We start from the raw sequence: 15,791 nt of genomic DNA on the forward strand, positions 1-15,791 counted from the left end.
CTTAAATCAAACCCCAAACCGAGCCGGAAACTCCAATCTTCAAAAACACAAATAGTCTCAAATCATTCGACGACGGACAACGCATGGAAAGTCATGCCGAAGCGGCTGTCCAGCTGCCGGCTGAACAGCAGGCACGCTTGATGCCGAAAGGATAATCAGACAGGCAGAGCGGTGGTGTATTTTACGGCCTTGAGTGCAAAATGCGATGATGACGTCAATACTGCATCATGAGTCAAAATGCCTCCCATAAGCAGGGCTTCATACTCGCGGACACTACCCACAACTATGCGTATCAGATAGTCCCATTCACCAGACATTGAGTAACACTCAAGAACCTCGCGATAACTATTGATATAGCGCTCAAAGTCATTTCGGGCTGCCGGATCGTGTGTCTTCATGCGTATCTGGCAAAACACATTCAGCCCCTTGTCAACAGCTTCAGGATCTACCAGCCGTACCGTGCGAGTCAGCACGCCTGCTTCTTCAAGTCTGGAAATGCGTCTCCAGCATGATGCCGCCGATGCGCCAACTTTCTCGGCCAGCTGTGACTGGCTGATATCGCCCTGTTCCTGCAATATGCGCAGTATGGATTTGTCGACTGAATCCAGCGTGATCGTTTTCATTCACAAATTCCGTTCATGATGAATAATTCATTTCATATTGTGTATTATTCCCGGCAAGATTGAAAGGTATTTCGCGCCAATAAGCAATATTCTGATCCAACTATATTCAGGAGGGGAATAATGGGTCAGAGCGTCATCAAGACACACAGGCACAACACAGCCGATGGGCAGATCGATTGGCCAAAGGCTGCCTATTATCTTCACTTGTCCCGTGCGCTGGATGAAATGGAGGAAAATCGTCTCGTCCCTGAAAAAAAGGTGCTGTATCAGTTTTCCGCGCGCGGCCATGATATGGCGCAAATCCTGCTTGGGCTGCAGCTCACTGGGGCACATGATGCCATTTGCGGCTATTACCGGTCGCGGCCCATTCTGCTCTCACTTGGCGTTGAACCGGTCGATATATTGGGCTCGGCAATGGGACGCGCAGGCGGTTATTCCGATGGACGCGACATTGGCGTCGTCTTCAATTATCCAAACCCCAATGGTGCTTCAGCGCTGCCCATGTGTGGCGGTGTAGGCGCACAATATACGCCGACAGCCGGTTGGACCCAGGCATTGAACTATTACACCAATACGCTCGGCAATAACGAATATGCCAAGGCTATTGGCGTCGTGCTGGGCGGCGATGGCTCCGTTGCTTCCAATGGTTTCTGGGCAGCATTGACCGCCGCGACCACACAATCGTTGCCAATGCTGTTCTATATCGAGGACAATGGCTATGGCATTTCGGTGCCATCCACTTTCCAGACGCCAGGTGGCAATATTGCAGCCAATCTGGCGAGCTGGAAAAACCTCAGGATTTTTGATGGTGATGGCTGCGGTCCGGAAACCGCAGCGCAACTTATTCAGGAAGCTGTTACTTTCGTTCGTGAACAGCGCCTGCCTGCAATGCTTCGCCTGACGGTTCCGCGCCTGCAGGGACACAGTTTTCAGGATACGCAGGCCTATAAAAGTGCGGACACAGTGCGCGCGGAATGGGCGCGTGATCCGCTTCCACGCCTCAGGGACTATCTTGTTCCCGCCGTCATGAGTGCCGATGAGTGGGGAAGCATTGAAGCCAAAGCGCGCCAGGATGCCGAAACTGCGCGCGAAGCTGCAGAAGCCCGGCCTGTCGCCGAACCGACCACGGTCACTCACAATCTGTTCTTTAGTGGCGAAATGCAGAAGATGGGTGGCCAGCATTGCACCGGTTACATCGCCCCCAAAAGTTCCGACGTACCGGAGCCCTCGGGCGCGCGCATCAATATGGTGACCGCCATACGCAAGACGCTCGACCATGAAATGTCGATCAACGAGCGTGTTGTCGTTTTCGGTGAGGATATCGGCCCCAAGGGCGGTGTTCACGCTGTTACCTTGGGGCTTCAGGACAAGTTCGGCCATGATCGCGTTTTTGACACATCGCTGTCAGAAGAAGGCATTATTGGCCGGGCCGTCGGCATGGCGCTGGCCGGTCTTGTCCCGGTTCCGGAGATTCAATTCCGCAAATATGCAGAACCCGCCACGGAACAGCTCAATGATTGCGGCACAATGCGCTGGCGAACCAATAACCGCTTTGCTGCTCCCATCATTGTCCGCATGCCGATTGGTTTTTTCAAATGCGGCGACCCATGGCACAGCCAGACAAATGAGGTGGCCTTTGTGCACCAGCCGGGCTGGAAGGTTGCTGTCCCATCCAATGCCGAAGATGCTGTTGGCTTGCTGCGCACATCGTTGCGCGGCAATGATCCGGTGATCTTTTTCGAACATCGCGCCATGCTTGATCACGCATGGGCACGTCGGCCCTATCCGGGCGATCATTTCGCCCTTCCATTCGGCAAGGCAAAATTCACCCGCACAGGCACCGATATTACCATCGTAACCTGGGGTGCCATGGTGCACAGATGCGAAGAAGCCGCCGAAGGCGTCTCCGCCGACGTCATTGACCTGCGTACCCTCATGCCATGGGATCAGGATGCGGTACTGACATCGGTCAGGAAAACCCGCCGCTGCCTCATCGTCCATGAAGATCTGGGCACGGCTGGCTTTGGTGCAGAAATTGCAGCCGTCGTGGCCGACAAGGCTTTCATGGATCTCGATGCCCCGGTTTCCCGCCTGACAATGCCGGATATTCCAAGCCCGCATAATCCGGTCTTGCTGGATTGGGCGGTTCCTTCGGTTGAGCGCATCGCAAACCGCATCGCCGAACTTCTGGAGTTCTGAACATGGCCACGTTGATTGATATAGTTGCACCTGTTGAGCAGGAAGGCACCAAAGCCGTCGTGCGGAACTGGTTGAAACAGATCGGCGACACGGTTGCGGAAGGTGATGCTTTGGTGGAACTGGAAACCGACAAGGTAACCCAGGAGGTGCCAGCGCCCTGCAGCGGCATTCTCACCGAAACGCTCATGACCAATGGCGACGCCACAGCGCCCGGTGCAATCCTTGGCCGCATAGCATTGGCAAGTGTCGCTGATACGCCAGTCCCGGAAGCCTCCGCCGTAAAACAGGAGGAGCCGCTTGATGCAGCAAGCCCCCCAAAACAGTATTCGCCAGCAGTACGCCGCGCTGCTGCAGAATATGGCATTGATCCATCAACCGTCACCGGCACGGGAAAAGGCGGACGTGTGACCCGCCTTGATATGGATCTGGCCTATCAGCAGAAAATCAGGCAGGCCACGACTGCAACGGCTGCGTCAGTACAGCCTGCCTCTGCGACCATAACCGCCATTGCCCAGCCAGCGACAACCAGTACTGACGACAATGTCCTGTCGCGGAAAATTCCGCATTCCCCCATGCGCATGGCCATTGCCAAACATATGGCGCATTCGCTGTCGACAGCACCGCAGGTTACGGCTGTCTTCGAGGCCGACTTCACCGCCATCATGCGCCACCGAGATGCACACAAGGGGCACATGAAGGCCGAAGGCATCAATCTCTCCTATACGGCCTATATTGTTGCAGCCTGTGTCGAGGCCATGAAGCAAGTCCCGGAAGTCAACAGCCAGTGGCATGATGACTGCCTTGAAGTGTTCAGCGACATCAATATTGGCGTTGGCATCGCTCTGGGCGATCAGGGGCTTGTTGTTCCGGTCATTCGCCGGGCCCAGCATCTGTCCCTGCAAGGCATTGCGTCGCAATTGCAGGATCTGACCAACAGGGCACGCTCCAGATCACTCAAAAGCGAGGAGCTGCAAGGCGGCACTTTCACAATTTCGAACCATGGTGTGTCCGGCTCACTTCTGGCAGCACCCATCATCATCAACCAGCCGCAATCGGCCATTCTCGGCATTGGCAAGGTGGAGAAACGTGTTGTCGTGCGTGAAATGGATGGAGTTGATACCATCCAGATCCGTCCGATGGCCTATGTGTCGCTGACGATCGATCACCGCGCGCTTGATGGTCACCAGACAAACAGCTGGCTGAAAGCATTCGTGAACACGCTGGAGAACTGGCCCAGTGAATAGAAAACATGACTTTGACGTGATCGTCATTGGTGCGGGTCCGGGTGGCTATGCCTGCGCAATTCGTGCCGCACAGCTTGGGCTTCGAACAGCCTGTATTGATGAGCGGGAGACCTTGGGCGGCACCTGCCTCAATGTGGGCTGCATACCCTCCAAAGCATTGCTGCATGCCACATACATCTATGACGCGGCAGCAAATGGCACATGGTCGCGTTTTGGCATAAGGGCAGAAAGCCTCTCTTTTGATCTTGCAGCCATGATGGCGCAAAAGGATGAGATCGTTCGGGGCCTTACGCGGGGCATCGAATTTCTGTTCAGGAAGAACAAGGTTGAACGCATTCAGGGATCGGCTGCGTTTGAAGACGCACACACGATCATGGTTGCGGACAAACGCCTGACTGCCAGACATGTCATCATCGCGACCGGCTCTGTGCCCGCCCCGTTTCGATCGGCCAGAATTGACAACGACGCCGGCATCATCGTGGATTCAACGGGCGCGCTTGCGCTCAAATCTGTTCCTGAACGGCTGATCGTCATCGGTGGTGGGGTGATTGGCCTTGAACTTGGTTCTGTCTGGGCGCGGCTTGGTTCCAACGTGACCATACTGGAATATCAGGACGCAATCCTGCCGGGTATGGATGGTGATATTCGCAAAACCATGCAGCAATTGCTGCAAGCCCAGGGGATGCAGATCAAAACCGCGGTCGAGGTTCAAACCATTGAACAGGCTGGTCGTACAGCCATTGTCACCTGCCGGCAGAATGGCGAGAGCAAAAGCATGGAAGCAGATACCGTTCTGGTTGCGACCGGCAGGCGTCCCAATACGGCAGGACTCCATCTGAAAAAGATCGGTCTGGTTCCAGATGAACGCGGTTTCATTCCGGTTGATCACACATGGAAAACGCAGATTGATGGTGTCTATGCCATCGGCGACGTAACCAATGGCCCGATGCTGGCGCATCGCGCCGAGGATGAGGGCATAGCCCTTGCCGAGCGTCTTGCTGGCATCGTGCGTGACGTCAATCACGCTGTCATTCCGGCCGTAGTTTATACGCATCCGGAAGTCGCAACTGTTGGCGAAACGGAAGAGACTGTCAGACAGTCTGGGCGCCCTTACAAGGTGTCAAAATTCCCGATGCTGGCCAATAGTCGAGCCAAAGCAAACGGCGAAAGCGAAGGCTTCGTCAAATTGATCGCGCATGAAAAGACCGACATTGTCCTGGGTGCGCATGTCATTGCCTCCGTTGCCGGAACGATGATCGCACAGATCGCACAAGCCATGGAATTTGGCGCAACCGCAGAGGACATCGCCTATACCTGCCATGCCCATCCGACACATGGTGAAGCAATCAAGGAAGCTGCACTCGGCCTGGATGGCAGTCCAATCCATATCTAGTGTCAGGGCTCATTGATGAGAGCCAGAAGATGACGGCTGCTGCGATACAGATTGCAAGAAGAAGGTATGAGCGCATCGGTCTTAGCGGGTTGCAATGCGTCTCCAATCCCTGAGTCTGGCGAACAGGTTCTCGACCTTGTGCCGCTGGCGGTAGAGGGTCGTGTCATAGTCATACGGGACTTTGCGGCTTCGGCTGGATGGGATACACGGCTCGATGCTCCTGGCTTCCCAGCCCCTCGCTGAACCCACGCTGTCCTATCCACGATCGGCGATCAGGTGAGAGGCCGGCGGCAGCGCATCAAGCACGAGACGAGCGCCTTTGGGTCGCTCATCTGGCCTTCCGACAACAGCAGGATGATCGGCCGTCCATCCTGGTCACAGACGGCATGGAGCCTGGAGTGCAGGCCACCCCTGGCGCGCCCAATACGACGGGGAGCATCCCCTTTTTAGGCAGGTTCGCCGCGGTCCGTGAGCTTTCAGGTGCCTGGCGGCGATCATGATGCGCTCCACTTTCGGCCCTTCTCCGGCGAGCGCGGCGAAGATGCGGTTGAACACACCCATCCTGTTCCAGCGGATGAAGCGGTTGTAGAGCGTTTTGTGCGGGCCGTAGCCAGCCCGGCGCGTCCTTCCACTGGAGACCGTTGCGGATCACGTAGACAATCCCGCTGACCATCCGCCGGTCATCGCCCCGGGGAACACCATACGACAGCGGAAAATGCGGCGATATTCGAGCCATCCATCTGGCGCTCGCCAGCAGATCAAATCACTCATGGCAGCACATTCTTGCGCCACCAGTGAAGCAATAGATTAGACACTACACAACCAATTAACAGGTCATGAGCCTAGGTATGTCATGGGAGCGCGTCTTTGCAGCCCTCATGCGTTATATGTGGGCGTGGTGGCGTGGCGATTCTTACGATCTGGAAACAGGCCAATCTCACCTGTGGCACGCTGCGTGCTGCATCGCATCTCTGATCGCGTATGAGGTGGGGATGATCGGGCTGCCGCAAATAGGGAATCAAAATTCGAACAAACCGCCGTCAAACAATATGAAAAGATATGGAAAGGCGTAGGGCCGGTTCAGGTTTTACAATAAATCAATGGGAGGTCGGACAGTCAGGTCTGGGTATTCTGCGCCTATATCGCCGGCATAACCATTTGATATTAAAATGTAAAACGTCAATCTCTATTAATCAAATGGTGGGCGTGACAGGGATTGAACCTGTGACCCCTACGATGTCAACGTAGTGCTCTCCCGCTGAGCTACACGCCCATTCGATGGGGCGCATACACCACATCACGCTGCGCCCGTCAATGGCCCTTGTGAAATTTTTCTGACTTTTATTACAGAAATTCACAAATGCCCGTTTTGATTGCCGAAATCAGGCGGCAACCAGCATCTTCTCGATCTCGTTCACCAGCTCACGCAGGTGGAATGGCTTGGAAAGAACCTTGGCATCGCGCGGCGCATCCGAATCAGGATTAAGCGCAACAGCAGCAAATCCCGTGATGAACATGATCTTCAGATCAGGATCAATTTCGGTGGCGCGGCGCGCCAGTTCAATGCCATCCATTTCTGGCATCACAATATCTGTCAGAAGCAGCGAAAACGGCTCTTCCTGCAGCCGTTCATAGGCGCTCGCGCCATTGTCAAAATGCGTGACACTATAGCCGGCCTTTTCAAGCGCCTTCACCAGAAAGCGGCGCATGTCATTATCGTCTTCAGCGAGAAGGATTCTCTTCATAGCTCCGTCCGAACATTTGCTCATTGCCTGCACCATGGCACGGCGACATCGAATCAATATTGCATTCAGAAAACCCTTTTTTGGTAAATATGAGGTGAATGCAGTCCCCGATCCTGCCAGCTGAATGCCAAAAAATCGTAAAGCTGATGCCGTTTTGTCACCGGCCCCAAGCTATCGCCTCACATGATAAAGACAGCCTGAAACAACGCATGATCAGTTATGGCCAGTTTTGCAACTTGCTGCCCGCGTCAACCGCAAAATGACTGTGATCCTCATCGCGCTTCCGAGGATGACCACGTGATCGGCAATTCCGGTCATTGCGGCCAACCAAGGAACACAGTCATGAAGAAAGCTGTTTGCCATCACCACACACTTGCAGCCACGGTGACAGTGAGTGTCCCGTCGATTGCAGTGGAAAAGACAATGCTGGTTCAGGTTCAGTGGAATGATGAAGACAACCGCCCACCGCTTATCCGCGTCCGGGAGGCGAATCGCGCAATCTTGGCCCGTGCTGCCATGACAAGCCTGTCCACCACCCAGACTGGGGTGAGCACCGTCCAGACATCCTGGGCCCACGGCAGATCAGACGCACATTGGAACGCCGCAACCTTGTTGCTGATGACATTCTTCCTGACCGCGGCCGCCATTTGTGCGCGCAACCAAACCCCATGGCCGCCGTGTCATCGTTACCGTCGATGCATTCAATGGCCATATCCTGGATATCCGACCGGCGCATCCACGGGCCTATTGATTTCCGGCCAAGGAAACACGGCATTTCTGACAGTTTCAGGCCAGACACCCTGCAGGATGTCTGGCCTGATCTTATGACCTTTTGCTAGAATGAAGCCCATGTTAGCGTTCTGAACCTGCAGGTTCCTGTCAGGCAAGCACAAACGGACACAAGGCTTCATGTCAGAGCTCCTTTTTGGAACAGCCGCAAATCCTGTTCCACACGGCATCACTGCGGGCACGTTTGAAACGCGTGACCATATCCGCCTGCGTTATGCCTGCCTTCCGGCCAGAACGCAGGCTAAGCATGGCACCGTCATCATCCTGCAGGGCCGCAATGAATCCATCGAAAAGTATTTTGAAACGATGGAAGATCTCGCCGCGCGCGGATTGACTGTCTTCACATTTGACTGGCGTGGACAGGGCGGGTCGCAGCGTCTGCTGGACGATCGGCTGCGCGGCTATGTGCGTCATTTTGATGATTATGGTGCCGATCTCGATCAGATACTCACCCAGATCATCCTGCCCGATTGCCCGGCGCCCTTTTACGTGCTGGCGCATTCGGCTGGCGGACTGATTGCGCTCAATTCCATCTCCGTGCTGGCCGCGCACATTACGCGCATGGTGCTTTGCGCGCCGCTCATGGGGCTTGCACAACAGAAGATCAGCGACAGCACGATGCGTCGGCTGACAACCTTTCTGTGCTGGATCGGCCTTGGCAGAGCCTATGTTGCAGGCGGCCCCAAACTGATGGAACGCCCTTTTGCCGATAATCCGCTTTCCAGCGACGAGAAACGTTTCACCCGCAATGCTGAACTGCAGCGTAACAATCCGACGCTTGCCCTGGGCGGACCGACCGTGCGCTGGACAAAAAGTGCGCTGCAGGCCGCACGCCGCCTGAACCAGCCTGACCAGTTTTCCGAAACCCCGATTCCAACCCTGATCATCGCCGCAGGCGCAGACAAGGTCGTCTCCACCGCGGCAATCGAGCGTTTTGTTGCACGCACCCGCAATGTCTCGCTTGTCGTGATTGATGGCGCCCGGCATGAATTGTTGCAGGAAGCCGATTTCTACCGCGCACAGGCACTTGCGGCATTCGACGCCTTCATTCCGGGCACGGCCGCGCCAAAAGGCACGGAAAGCACCAAAGCCGATAGCGTCTGACCAGCGCCTAAAAATTACAGGCGCTGGCAGAACAGTCTAGCTGTTCAGCACGGCCAGCGCCGCCTTGTGCAGTTCTGGCGTTGCGGCCGCCACAATATCCCCGCCCTGTTCGGCCGGACCGCCATCGCGCCGGGTAATGACGCCGCCCGCCTTTTCGATGATCGGGATCAGCGCCGCAATATCATAGACCTTGAGATCGGCTTCCACGACCAGATCAACATGCCCGGCCGCCAGCATGGCGAAAGCATAGCAATCGACACCATAACGCGACAGGCGAACCGATTGTTCCAGGCGAGCAAAGGCTTCTCCCAGCGTGCCCTTGAAATAGGCTGGCGTGGTTGTGAACAATGTTGCATCGGCAAGCCTTGTGGTCCGGCTGACCGCAAGGCGCTCTACGCCATCCACGCCCTTGCGCTGCAGGAATGCACCTTCGCCATCGCTGTAGAACAATTCGCCGGTAAATGGCTGCGCCATCATGCCAGCCGTGGCATCGCCATCGACCAGAAGACCAAGCAGCGTGCCCCAGACAGGCAGACCGGAAATGAAGGCGCGCGTGCCATCAATCGGATCAATCACCCAGACATGGCTGCGCTCGACATGCTCGGCGCCATATTCCTCGCCCAGAATGCCATGATCGGGAAAATGCTTGCCGATCAGCGTGCGTATGGCACGTTCTGCCGCCCGGTCGGCTTCCGTGACCGGGTCAAAACCCACCGTATATTTGTTGTCGACTTCCACAGTCTTGCGAAAACGCGGCAGGGTTTCCTGTGCTGCAGCATCAGCCACTGCGGAAAAAAATGCCTTATCGATCAACAAAATGATTCTCCTGTTTCGTTATTAGCTGTCTATTTATGCAATCCGCACTACGAATGATCAATTATTGAGCATCAAAGAATTTCGCGTAAAAAATGTGCGAAATCTGTTGACGTCAACCATATTTCGGCGTAGCTTAACCATCAGACAGGTCGTCCTGTCGATGCCTTTCGAGGCATTTCCTCCCTAGTCTTTGGCCGCGCTGAAACAGCGCGGTTTTTTTTATCTTCATGTCCGGAATTATTCTGCGGCCATTGCGGTTGAGACGAAGATATCGTCCGGTAGCGCGGTGACATCGCTCAGGAACTGATAGAGATCGTTGCACAGCGCGTCGAATCCGGGCAGCTTGAACAATGTCTGCTCGTTCATGTAAAGACTGCGGTTGATCTCGATCTGCAGGGCATGGATGGCATTCAGCGGCCGACCATAATGTTCGGTAATGAACCCGCCGGCATAGGGCCTGTTATGCGCCACCACATAGCCCTGATCGGCAAGCAGCTGGATGACAGCTCTGGTCAGGCCGGAACTGCATGACTGGCCGAAACGGTCACCGATGATGAAGTCCGGCCTGTCACTCACCTCGCCCGGACGAACATGCCCGGGCATGGAATGGCAATCGATCATGACGGCATAGCCAAATTTGTCACGTGTGGCACGCAACAGATCACTCAGCGCCTGATGATAGGGCTTGTAGAGCGATTCAATCCGATACATTGCCTCGGCAAGCGGAATGCGGCCGGGATAGATGAGCTGCCCCTCTCCCACCAGACGCGGAATCGTGCCAAGCCCGCCGGCCACCCGCACGGAATGGCTGTTGGCATAGGGCGGCAAGGTCTCCTCGAACATGCAGGGGTCGAGTTCATAGGGCTCACGGTTGACGTCAATGAAGGCGCGTGGAAAATTTGCCTTGAGCAGCGGTGCACCCAGCCGGACAACGCTGGCAAACAGCTCATCGACATAGCAATCTTCCGAAAAGCGGATGCTCAGCCCATTGAGCCGGGACGATTCCAGAAAGGATTGCGGATAATAGCGCCCGCTATGCGGGGAACTGAACACAAAGGGGATCCGCTGCTCTGAAGGAGCGATTATTTCGAACGGTGGAACCTGACAAAAATCCCGCTCCAGACTCATTCCTGTTCCTGTTCACACACGTCCCATGACTTGCCGCGGATCGGCAAGGTGAAGCTATACATTCAAAGCCGCAGCATCGCCTGTAAACGGCGCAGAAGACGCACATCCAAGCCGATGGGCAGACGCAGAATCCTGCATTCGACCGTCGACAGGTTACTTCAGCTTGCCACCATGTGCAAATGAACTGAAAACCGAAATGAAGTGAATGCGCGTCAAATGCCTGTGACATGCCAACGAGACTTTTCGTCCGTCATACATGACGCGAAAACAGACGGAACTGTCAGATCTGCCAAGCCACATGCCTGTCTCCAGCACAACAGGCAAAAAATAAAGCGCCAGCAAATGACTGGCGCTTACCACATTGAGATTCTGTCACCCGGCAGTCAATCTGCCGAAGACGATATTAACGGCCGTAGACGGCGGAAACGATTTCTGCGCGGGTCAGGCCGATATCGGCAAGACGGCGATCGTCCATGGCGTCGAGTTCACGGATTGCACGGCGGCGTGCTACATACTGCTGCATTTTCTGGCGAATGTTCATGACTTCAATTCCTTCTTTGATGCTCATTATTTAAGCTTTTGCCTCAGATATAACCAGTGCCATGATTGCAAATGAGGCATGCGAATTTCAGGGGTCTCGTTCTTTGGAAGCTGCAATGTGGGTTCATGGAAATGTCTTTTGCCCTGCACGCATTAATCGATTAAGTCAGCATTCATGATGTCACGCCAGCCATTTGGATACATGCATGCTTTACGGAATCATCATAGCCTTCACCTCTTTTGCGGCCTATGCCGTCAGCGATGCATGCATCAAGTTTCTTGATGGCACGTTGCCAGCCTATGAAGTTGCCTGCATTGGCGCGTTCTTTGGTCTGTTTGCCATTCCATTCATCAAGACCAGCAATGATGACTGGATGGACATGTTCCGCACCACCAATCGCAAGCTCTGGCTGCTGCGCGCCGTCAGCGCCACGGTCGGCGTGGTGGGCAGCGTCACGGCCTTCACCTTTCTTTCCATGGCCGAGGCCTTTGCGCTGATCTTCCTGATGCCTGCCTTCGTCACCATCCTGTCAGCCGTTTTCCTCAAGGAAAAAAGCGGCTGGAAGCGCTGGACAGCGGTTCTGATCGGCTTTGTCGGCGTTCTTGTCGTGCTGCGTCCCGGTTTCCGTGAACTGTCGATCGGCCATTTTGGCGCCCTGTTTGCAGGCCTTGGCGGGGCAATCGGTATTGTCATCATGCGCCGGATGGGATCGAACGAAAAACGTGTTTCCCTTTACAATGCCAGCATGATCGGCCCTATCCTGATCTGCGGCCTGCTGATGATTCCAGGTTTTCAGGCTCCCACAGCCCTGCAATGGCTTTATCTCGCAGGCTATGGCCTGCTGGCTGCGCTCGGTGGCGTGCTTTTGATCATCGCCGCGCAGCATGCCCCTGCAAGCGTTGTCGCCCTGCCGCAATACAGCCAGATGATCTGGGCAATCCTGTTTGGCTATTTCATATTCAATGACCATGTCGACACGCCGATGCTGATCGGTATCGTGCTTATTGTTATCTCCGGCCTTTTCACTTTTCTGCGAGAACAACAGCGCGGCATCGACAAACCGCCAACAATGGTGACAACCATGGCCGAGCCTTCAATCATGGACGACACACAAGAAAACCACATATCCTGACCAGAGTTCATGGCTAGGTTTTCAAAACGAGTAGGAGAGGACGCAATATGAGCGAGAACAGCACGATGTGGACCTATTACAAGGGCGAATGGCGTGAAGGCGATGTACGCATTCTGGGAGCCGCCTCTCATGCAACCTGGCTTGGCTCGCTGGTTTTCGACGGCGCGCGTCTCTTCGAAGGCGTAACACCCGATCTTGATCTGCATTCAGCCCGCGTCAATGATTCCGCACGCGCCTTGGGATTGCAGCCGACGCTGACAGCAAATGACATCGAGTCGCTGGCGCGCGAAGGCCTCAAGAAATTCGCCCCCGGCACGGATGTTTATATCCGCCCGATGTACTGGGCGGAAGAAGGTGACGCCTCCACGGTTGCCCCCGTAGCGGAATCGACCGATTTCGCACTTTGCCTTGAAGCCATCCCGATGGTCGAGCCAAAGGGTTTCACCATCACCACGACCAGCTTCCGCAGGCCCTATCTTGAAGTCATGCCGGTCAATGCCAAGGCCGCATGCCTTTATCCGAACAATGCGCGCATGCTGCATGAAGCAAGAGCCAAGGGCTTCCACAATGCACTGGTGACGGATGTGCTCGGCAATGTTGCCGAAACGGCCACCTCAAACGTCTTCATGGTACGCGGCGGCGAAGTCTTCACGCCGGTCGCAAACGGCACCTTTCTCAACGGCATCACCCGTCAGCGCGTCATCAAGCTTCTGCGTGCTGCCGGCGTGACCGTGCATGAAACCACGCTTAAAGTGCAGGACTTCCGCGAAGCCGACGAAATCTTTTCGACTGGCAATATGAGCAAGGTTGTACCGATCATCGGCTTTGACGATCGCAAGCTCGACTTTGGTCCCATCACACGCCGCGCGCGTCAGCTCTATTGGGAATGGGCGCACAGCTAATGGCAGTTTCAAGATAAGTGGGAACCGGTTTTCGTCCGGAGCTGCGAAAAACAGTAGATTGGAGCAGTTCAGAACCTCCGTGAAAATCTGAATTGCTCCAGCCTCAAAAATATTCCCGTTCCGCTTTTATTGCCAATCCATTAGATTGGAGAAAACGGAGCGGGAGACGATCATGGTTGAGCTCGTCAATAATCTTGAAAATCTTGAATTCATCATCGCCAAGGCACGGGAATATGATGTGCAGGTGCCAACGACTGATGAAGATCCCGATTCCGGCAGCAACAATGATGATGAGCTCGATATTCTCGACGCCAAACGGGATAATCCGACACGCAAGGAACTGGTCGCCGCCATCCACTCCCTCAATGAAGATGAGCGGATGGAGCTGCTCGCATTGATGTGGCTTGGACGCGGGGATTTCAGCACAAGCGAATGGGAAGATGCGCTTGCAACCGCAGCCGACCGCCATAATGGCGCGGAAGCCGACTATCTGTTGGGCACGCCCCTTCTCGGCGATTACCTTGAAGAAGGTCTGGCCCAGCTCGGCATTACGCTGGATGCCTATGACAATTGATCAGGGAAATTGATCGATTAACGACGTATTCTGTTTTGACCTGATGACTGCGCACCGCTACTCTGTGCCCACATCATGACTTCATCGGCATTGTCGATATATCCTGCGGAGGCCATCATGCTTCAGAAAAATCTGGTTCAGAAAACTGAATTCTATATCGATGGTGCCTGGCGCGCGCCACTTCAGCCCAAAACCATTGAAGTGATCAATCCGGCAACGGAAAGGCCCTATGCCGTCATTTCTGCCGGTTCGGCTGAGGATATTGATCTTGCCGTTGCCGCCGCACGCAAGGCTTTCCCTTCCTGGAGCGAGACCCCGGCCGAAGAGCGCATGGGCTATATCCGCCGCATTGCCGAGATTTACAAGGAACGCATGGAAGAAATGGCCAAGACCATTTCGCTGGAAATGGGCGCGCCCATCACCCTTGCACGCGAGGCACAGGCTGCGGCAGGTCTGTCGCATACGAAGGCCTTCATCCGCGCCTTTGAAAATTACGAATTTGAGGCGATCTACGCGCCAAAATTCCCGAACCAGCTGATCCGGCATGAACCGATCGGCGTTTGCGGCCTGATTACGCCCTGGAACTGGCCAATGAACCAGATTGCGCTCAAGGTCATCCCGGCCATTGCCGTTGGCTGCACGGTGGTGCTGAAGCCATCCGAAATTGCGCCCATGTCGGCGCTGCTGTTTGCCGAATTCCTGCATGAGGCCGGCCTGCCAAAGGGCGTGTTCAATCTCGTCAATGGCGAGGGTGCAGTAGTTGGCGAGGCGCTCTCGCATCATCCTGACGTTGACATGATGTCCTTTACCGGCTCGACACGTGCAGGCACCGCTGTCTCCCGCGCAGCCTCTGCCACCGTCAAGCGCGTTTCGCTGGAGCTTGGCGGCAAGTCGCCCAATATCGTCTTTGCCGACAGCGATCTGGAAGCTGCCATTGCGCGTGGTGTTGCGCACTGTTTTGAAAATACCGGCCAATCCTGCAATGCCCCGACGCGCATGCTGGTGGAACGCTCGGTCTATGCGCGCGCAGTCGAACTGGCAAGACAGGCCGCAGAGGCAACTGTCGTTGACGATCCGGCCAAGGAGGGCAGCCATATTGGCCCACTTTCCTCCGCGGTGCAGTTTGAGAAGGTGCAACGCCTGATCCAGACCGGCATTGATGAAGGCGCGCGTCTGATTGCCGGCGGCACCGGTCGCCCCGAAGGCCTGACGGAAGGCTATTTCGTCAAACCGACCATTTTCGCCGATGTGAACAATACGATGACCATTGCGCGCGAGGAAATCTTTGGCCCGGTTCTGGCCATGATTCCGTTCGACACGGAAGAAGAAGCCATCGCCATTGCCAATGACACGCCCTATGGTCTGGCGGCCTATATCCAGACCCAGAACCCGGAACGGGCACAGCGCGTTGCCCGCAAGCTGCGCGCCGGCATGATCCAGATCAATGGCACGTCCCGCGCACCGGGTACCCCGTTTGGCGGCTACAAACAGTCCGGAAATGGCCGAGAAGGTGGCAAATGGGGTCTGGAAGACTTCCTCGAAGTCAAGCTGATCTGTGGCTGAAGCAGCCGAAACAAGCAGTTCCAGAAAAAACGGGAACC

The 15,791-nt window shown here is 55.3% G+C and carries 16 protein-coding genes and 1 tRNA gene; 10 read left to right on the forward strand and 7 right to left on the reverse strand.

Annotated elements, in window-relative coordinates; genetic code table 11:
• Positions 1-155: 155 nt before the first annotated feature.
• On the reverse strand, positions 156-623 hold the full coding sequence (locus tag ACFO1V_RS01825; protein WP_374831448.1) for an Lrp/AsnC family transcriptional regulator: 468 nt from the start codon (positions 621-623) through the stop codon (positions 156-158).
• A gap of 120 nt (positions 624-743) precedes the next feature.
• Between ACFO1V_RS01825 and ACFO1V_RS01830 the strand changes: the two genes are divergently transcribed.
• The 3 genes from ACFO1V_RS01830 to lpdA are packed head-to-tail and all read left to right on the forward strand — an operon-like array spanning position 744 to position 5,459.
• Positions 744-2,822: a transketolase C-terminal domain-containing protein gene (locus ACFO1V_RS01830; protein WP_374831450.1), complete on the forward strand. Its 2,079-nt coding sequence runs from the start codon at positions 744-746 to the stop codon at positions 2,820-2,822.
• Positions 2,823-2,824: 2 nt separating this feature from the next.
• Positions 2,825-4,066, forward strand: coding sequence for a dihydrolipoamide acetyltransferase family protein (locus ACFO1V_RS01835; protein ID WP_374831452.1), 1,242 nt, complete (start codon positions 2,825-2,827; stop codon positions 4,064-4,066).
• Entirely contained in the window at positions 4,059-5,459 is a 1,401-nt protein-coding gene (gene lpdA, locus ACFO1V_RS01840; protein WP_374831454.1) for a dihydrolipoyl dehydrogenase, read from the forward strand. The genes ACFO1V_RS01835 and lpdA overlap by 8 nt, the downstream gene beginning before the upstream one ends.
• Positions 5,460-5,787: 328 nt before the next feature.
• On the opposite strand, the gene ACFO1V_RS01845 is transcribed toward lpdA, so the two are convergent.
• Positions 5,788-6,195 (reverse strand): transposase, encoded by a 408-nt coding sequence (locus ACFO1V_RS01845; protein ID WP_374831456.1) that lies wholly within the window; start codon positions 6,193-6,195, stop codon positions 5,788-5,790.
• 112 nt (positions 6,196-6,307) lie between these two features.
• Between ACFO1V_RS01845 and ACFO1V_RS01850 the strand changes: the two genes are divergently transcribed.
• Positions 6,308-6,532 (forward strand): dATP/dGTP diphosphohydrolase domain-containing protein, encoded by a 225-nt coding sequence (locus tag ACFO1V_RS01850; protein ID WP_374831458.1) that lies wholly within the window; start codon positions 6,308-6,310, stop codon positions 6,530-6,532.
• 125 nt (positions 6,533-6,657) lie between these two features.
• Here ACFO1V_RS01850 and ACFO1V_RS01855 read toward each other — a convergent pair.
• Positions 6,658-6,732: transfer RNA gene (locus ACFO1V_RS01855), tRNA-Val, on the reverse strand.
• Between the two features lie 109 nt (positions 6,733-6,841).
• Positions 6,842-7,204, reverse strand: a complete 363-nt coding sequence (gene cpdR / locus ACFO1V_RS01860) for a cell cycle two-component system response regulator CpdR (RefSeq protein ID WP_374831460.1) — start codon at positions 7,202-7,204, stop codon at positions 6,842-6,844.
• Positions 7,205-7,546: 342 nt separating this feature from the next.
• Here cpdR and ACFO1V_RS01865 point away from each other — a divergent pair, with 342 nt between their 5' ends.
• Positions 7,547-8,032: a hypothetical protein gene (locus tag ACFO1V_RS01865; protein ID WP_374831462.1), complete on the forward strand. Its 486-nt coding sequence runs from the start codon at positions 7,547-7,549 to the stop codon at positions 8,030-8,032.
• 81 nt (positions 8,033-8,113) lie between these two features.
• Positions 8,114-9,097, forward strand: coding sequence for an alpha/beta fold hydrolase (locus ACFO1V_RS01870; RefSeq protein ID WP_374831464.1), 984 nt, complete (start codon positions 8,114-8,116; stop codon positions 9,095-9,097).
• Positions 9,098-9,133: 36 nt separating this feature from the next.
• Here ACFO1V_RS01870 and hisN read toward each other — a convergent pair whose 3' ends face one another.
• The 3 genes from hisN to ACFO1V_RS01885 all read right to left on the reverse strand — a co-directional run bounded on the left by hisN (position 9,134) and on the right by ACFO1V_RS01885 (position 11,582).
• Complete coding sequence (gene hisN, locus ACFO1V_RS01875; RefSeq protein WP_374831466.1) at positions 9,134-9,913, reverse strand: histidinol-phosphatase; 780 nt, start codon at positions 9,911-9,913, stop codon at positions 9,134-9,136.
• A gap of 237 nt (positions 9,914-10,150) precedes the next feature.
• Positions 10,151-11,041, reverse strand: a complete 891-nt coding sequence (locus ACFO1V_RS01880) for an N-formylglutamate amidohydrolase (RefSeq protein WP_374831468.1) — start codon at positions 11,039-11,041, stop codon at positions 10,151-10,153.
• A 403-nt stretch (positions 11,042-11,444) separates the two neighbouring features.
• Positions 11,445-11,582 carry a DUF1127 domain-containing protein gene (locus tag ACFO1V_RS01885; RefSeq protein ID WP_380075043.1) on the reverse strand — a complete coding sequence of 46 codons (138 nt, stop codon included), beginning with the start codon at positions 11,580-11,582 and terminating at the stop codon, positions 11,445-11,447.
• Positions 11,583-11,787: 205 nt separating this feature from the next.
• On the opposite strand from ACFO1V_RS01885, the gene ACFO1V_RS01890 reads away from it, so the two are divergent.
• From ACFO1V_RS01890 to ACFO1V_RS01905, 4 genes are all read left to right on the forward strand, one after another.
• Complete coding sequence (locus ACFO1V_RS01890; protein ID WP_374831472.1) at positions 11,788-12,714, forward strand: DMT family transporter; 927 nt, start codon at positions 11,788-11,790, stop codon at positions 12,712-12,714.
• Positions 12,715-12,761: 47 nt separating this feature from the next.
• Entirely contained in the window at positions 12,762-13,616 is an 855-nt protein-coding gene (locus ACFO1V_RS01895; protein WP_374831474.1) for a branched-chain amino acid aminotransferase, read from the forward strand.
• A gap of 172 nt (positions 13,617-13,788) precedes the next feature.
• Positions 13,789-14,190, forward strand: a complete 402-nt coding sequence (locus ACFO1V_RS01900; protein WP_374831476.1) for a DUF3775 domain-containing protein — start codon at positions 13,789-13,791, stop codon at positions 14,188-14,190.
• Positions 14,191-14,307: 117 nt separating this feature from the next.
• Positions 14,308-15,753, forward strand: coding sequence for an aldehyde dehydrogenase family protein (locus ACFO1V_RS01905; RefSeq protein ID WP_374831478.1), 1,446 nt, complete (start codon positions 14,308-14,310; stop codon positions 15,751-15,753).
• The last annotated feature ends 38 nt before the right edge of the window (positions 15,754-15,791 follow it).

The organism is Daeguia caeni (assembly GCF_042653845.1).
GTDB classification, from domain to species: domain Bacteria; phylum Pseudomonadota; class Alphaproteobacteria; order Rhizobiales; family Rhizobiaceae; genus Brucella; species Brucella caeni.

Excerpts from the sequence above, each read along its gene's own strand:
- ACFO1V_RS01870 (WP_374831464.1), top strand. The coding sequence starts at position 8,114 with ATGTCAGAGCTCCTTTTTGGAACAGCCGCAAATCCTGTTCCACACGGC.
- ACFO1V_RS01885 (WP_380075043.1), bottom strand. The coding sequence starts at position 11,582 with ATGAACATTCGCCAGAAAATGCAGCAGTATGTAGCACGCCGCCGTGCA.
- ACFO1V_RS01830 (WP_374831450.1), top strand. The coding sequence starts at position 744 with ATGGGTCAGAGCGTCATCAAGACACACAGGCACAACACAGCCGATGGG.
- ACFO1V_RS01900 (WP_374831476.1), top strand. The coding sequence starts at position 13,789 with ATGGTTGAGCTCGTCAATAATCTTGAAAATCTTGAATTCATCATCGCC.
- ACFO1V_RS01865 (WP_374831462.1), top strand. The coding sequence starts at position 7,547 with ATGAAGAAAGCTGTTTGCCATCACCACACACTTGCAGCCACGGTGACA.
- ACFO1V_RS01850 (WP_374831458.1), top strand. The coding sequence starts at position 6,308 with ATGTCATGGGAGCGCGTCTTTGCAGCCCTCATGCGTTATATGTGGGCG.
- ACFO1V_RS01890 (WP_374831472.1), top strand. The coding sequence starts at position 11,788 with ATGCTTTACGGAATCATCATAGCCTTCACCTCTTTTGCGGCCTATGCC.
- ACFO1V_RS01880 (WP_374831468.1), bottom strand. The coding sequence starts at position 11,041 with ATGAGTCTGGAGCGGGATTTTTGTCAGGTTCCACCGTTCGAAATAATC.
- ACFO1V_RS01835 (WP_374831452.1), top strand. The coding sequence starts at position 2,825 with ATGGCCACGTTGATTGATATAGTTGCACCTGTTGAGCAGGAAGGCACC.
- ACFO1V_RS01845 (WP_374831456.1), bottom strand. The coding sequence starts at position 6,195 with ATGGCTCGAATATCGCCGCATTTTCCGCTGTCGTATGGTGTTCCCCGG.
- ACFO1V_RS01895 (WP_374831474.1), top strand. The coding sequence starts at position 12,762 with ATGAGCGAGAACAGCACGATGTGGACCTATTACAAGGGCGAATGGCGT.
- ACFO1V_RS01905 (WP_374831478.1), top strand. The coding sequence starts at position 14,308 with ATGCTTCAGAAAAATCTGGTTCAGAAAACTGAATTCTATATCGATGGT.
- cpdR (WP_374831460.1), bottom strand. The coding sequence starts at position 7,204 with ATGAAGAGAATCCTTCTCGCTGAAGACGATAATGACATGCGCCGCTTT.
- ACFO1V_RS01825 (WP_374831448.1), bottom strand. The coding sequence starts at position 623 with ATGAAAACGATCACGCTGGATTCAGTCGACAAATCCATACTGCGCATA.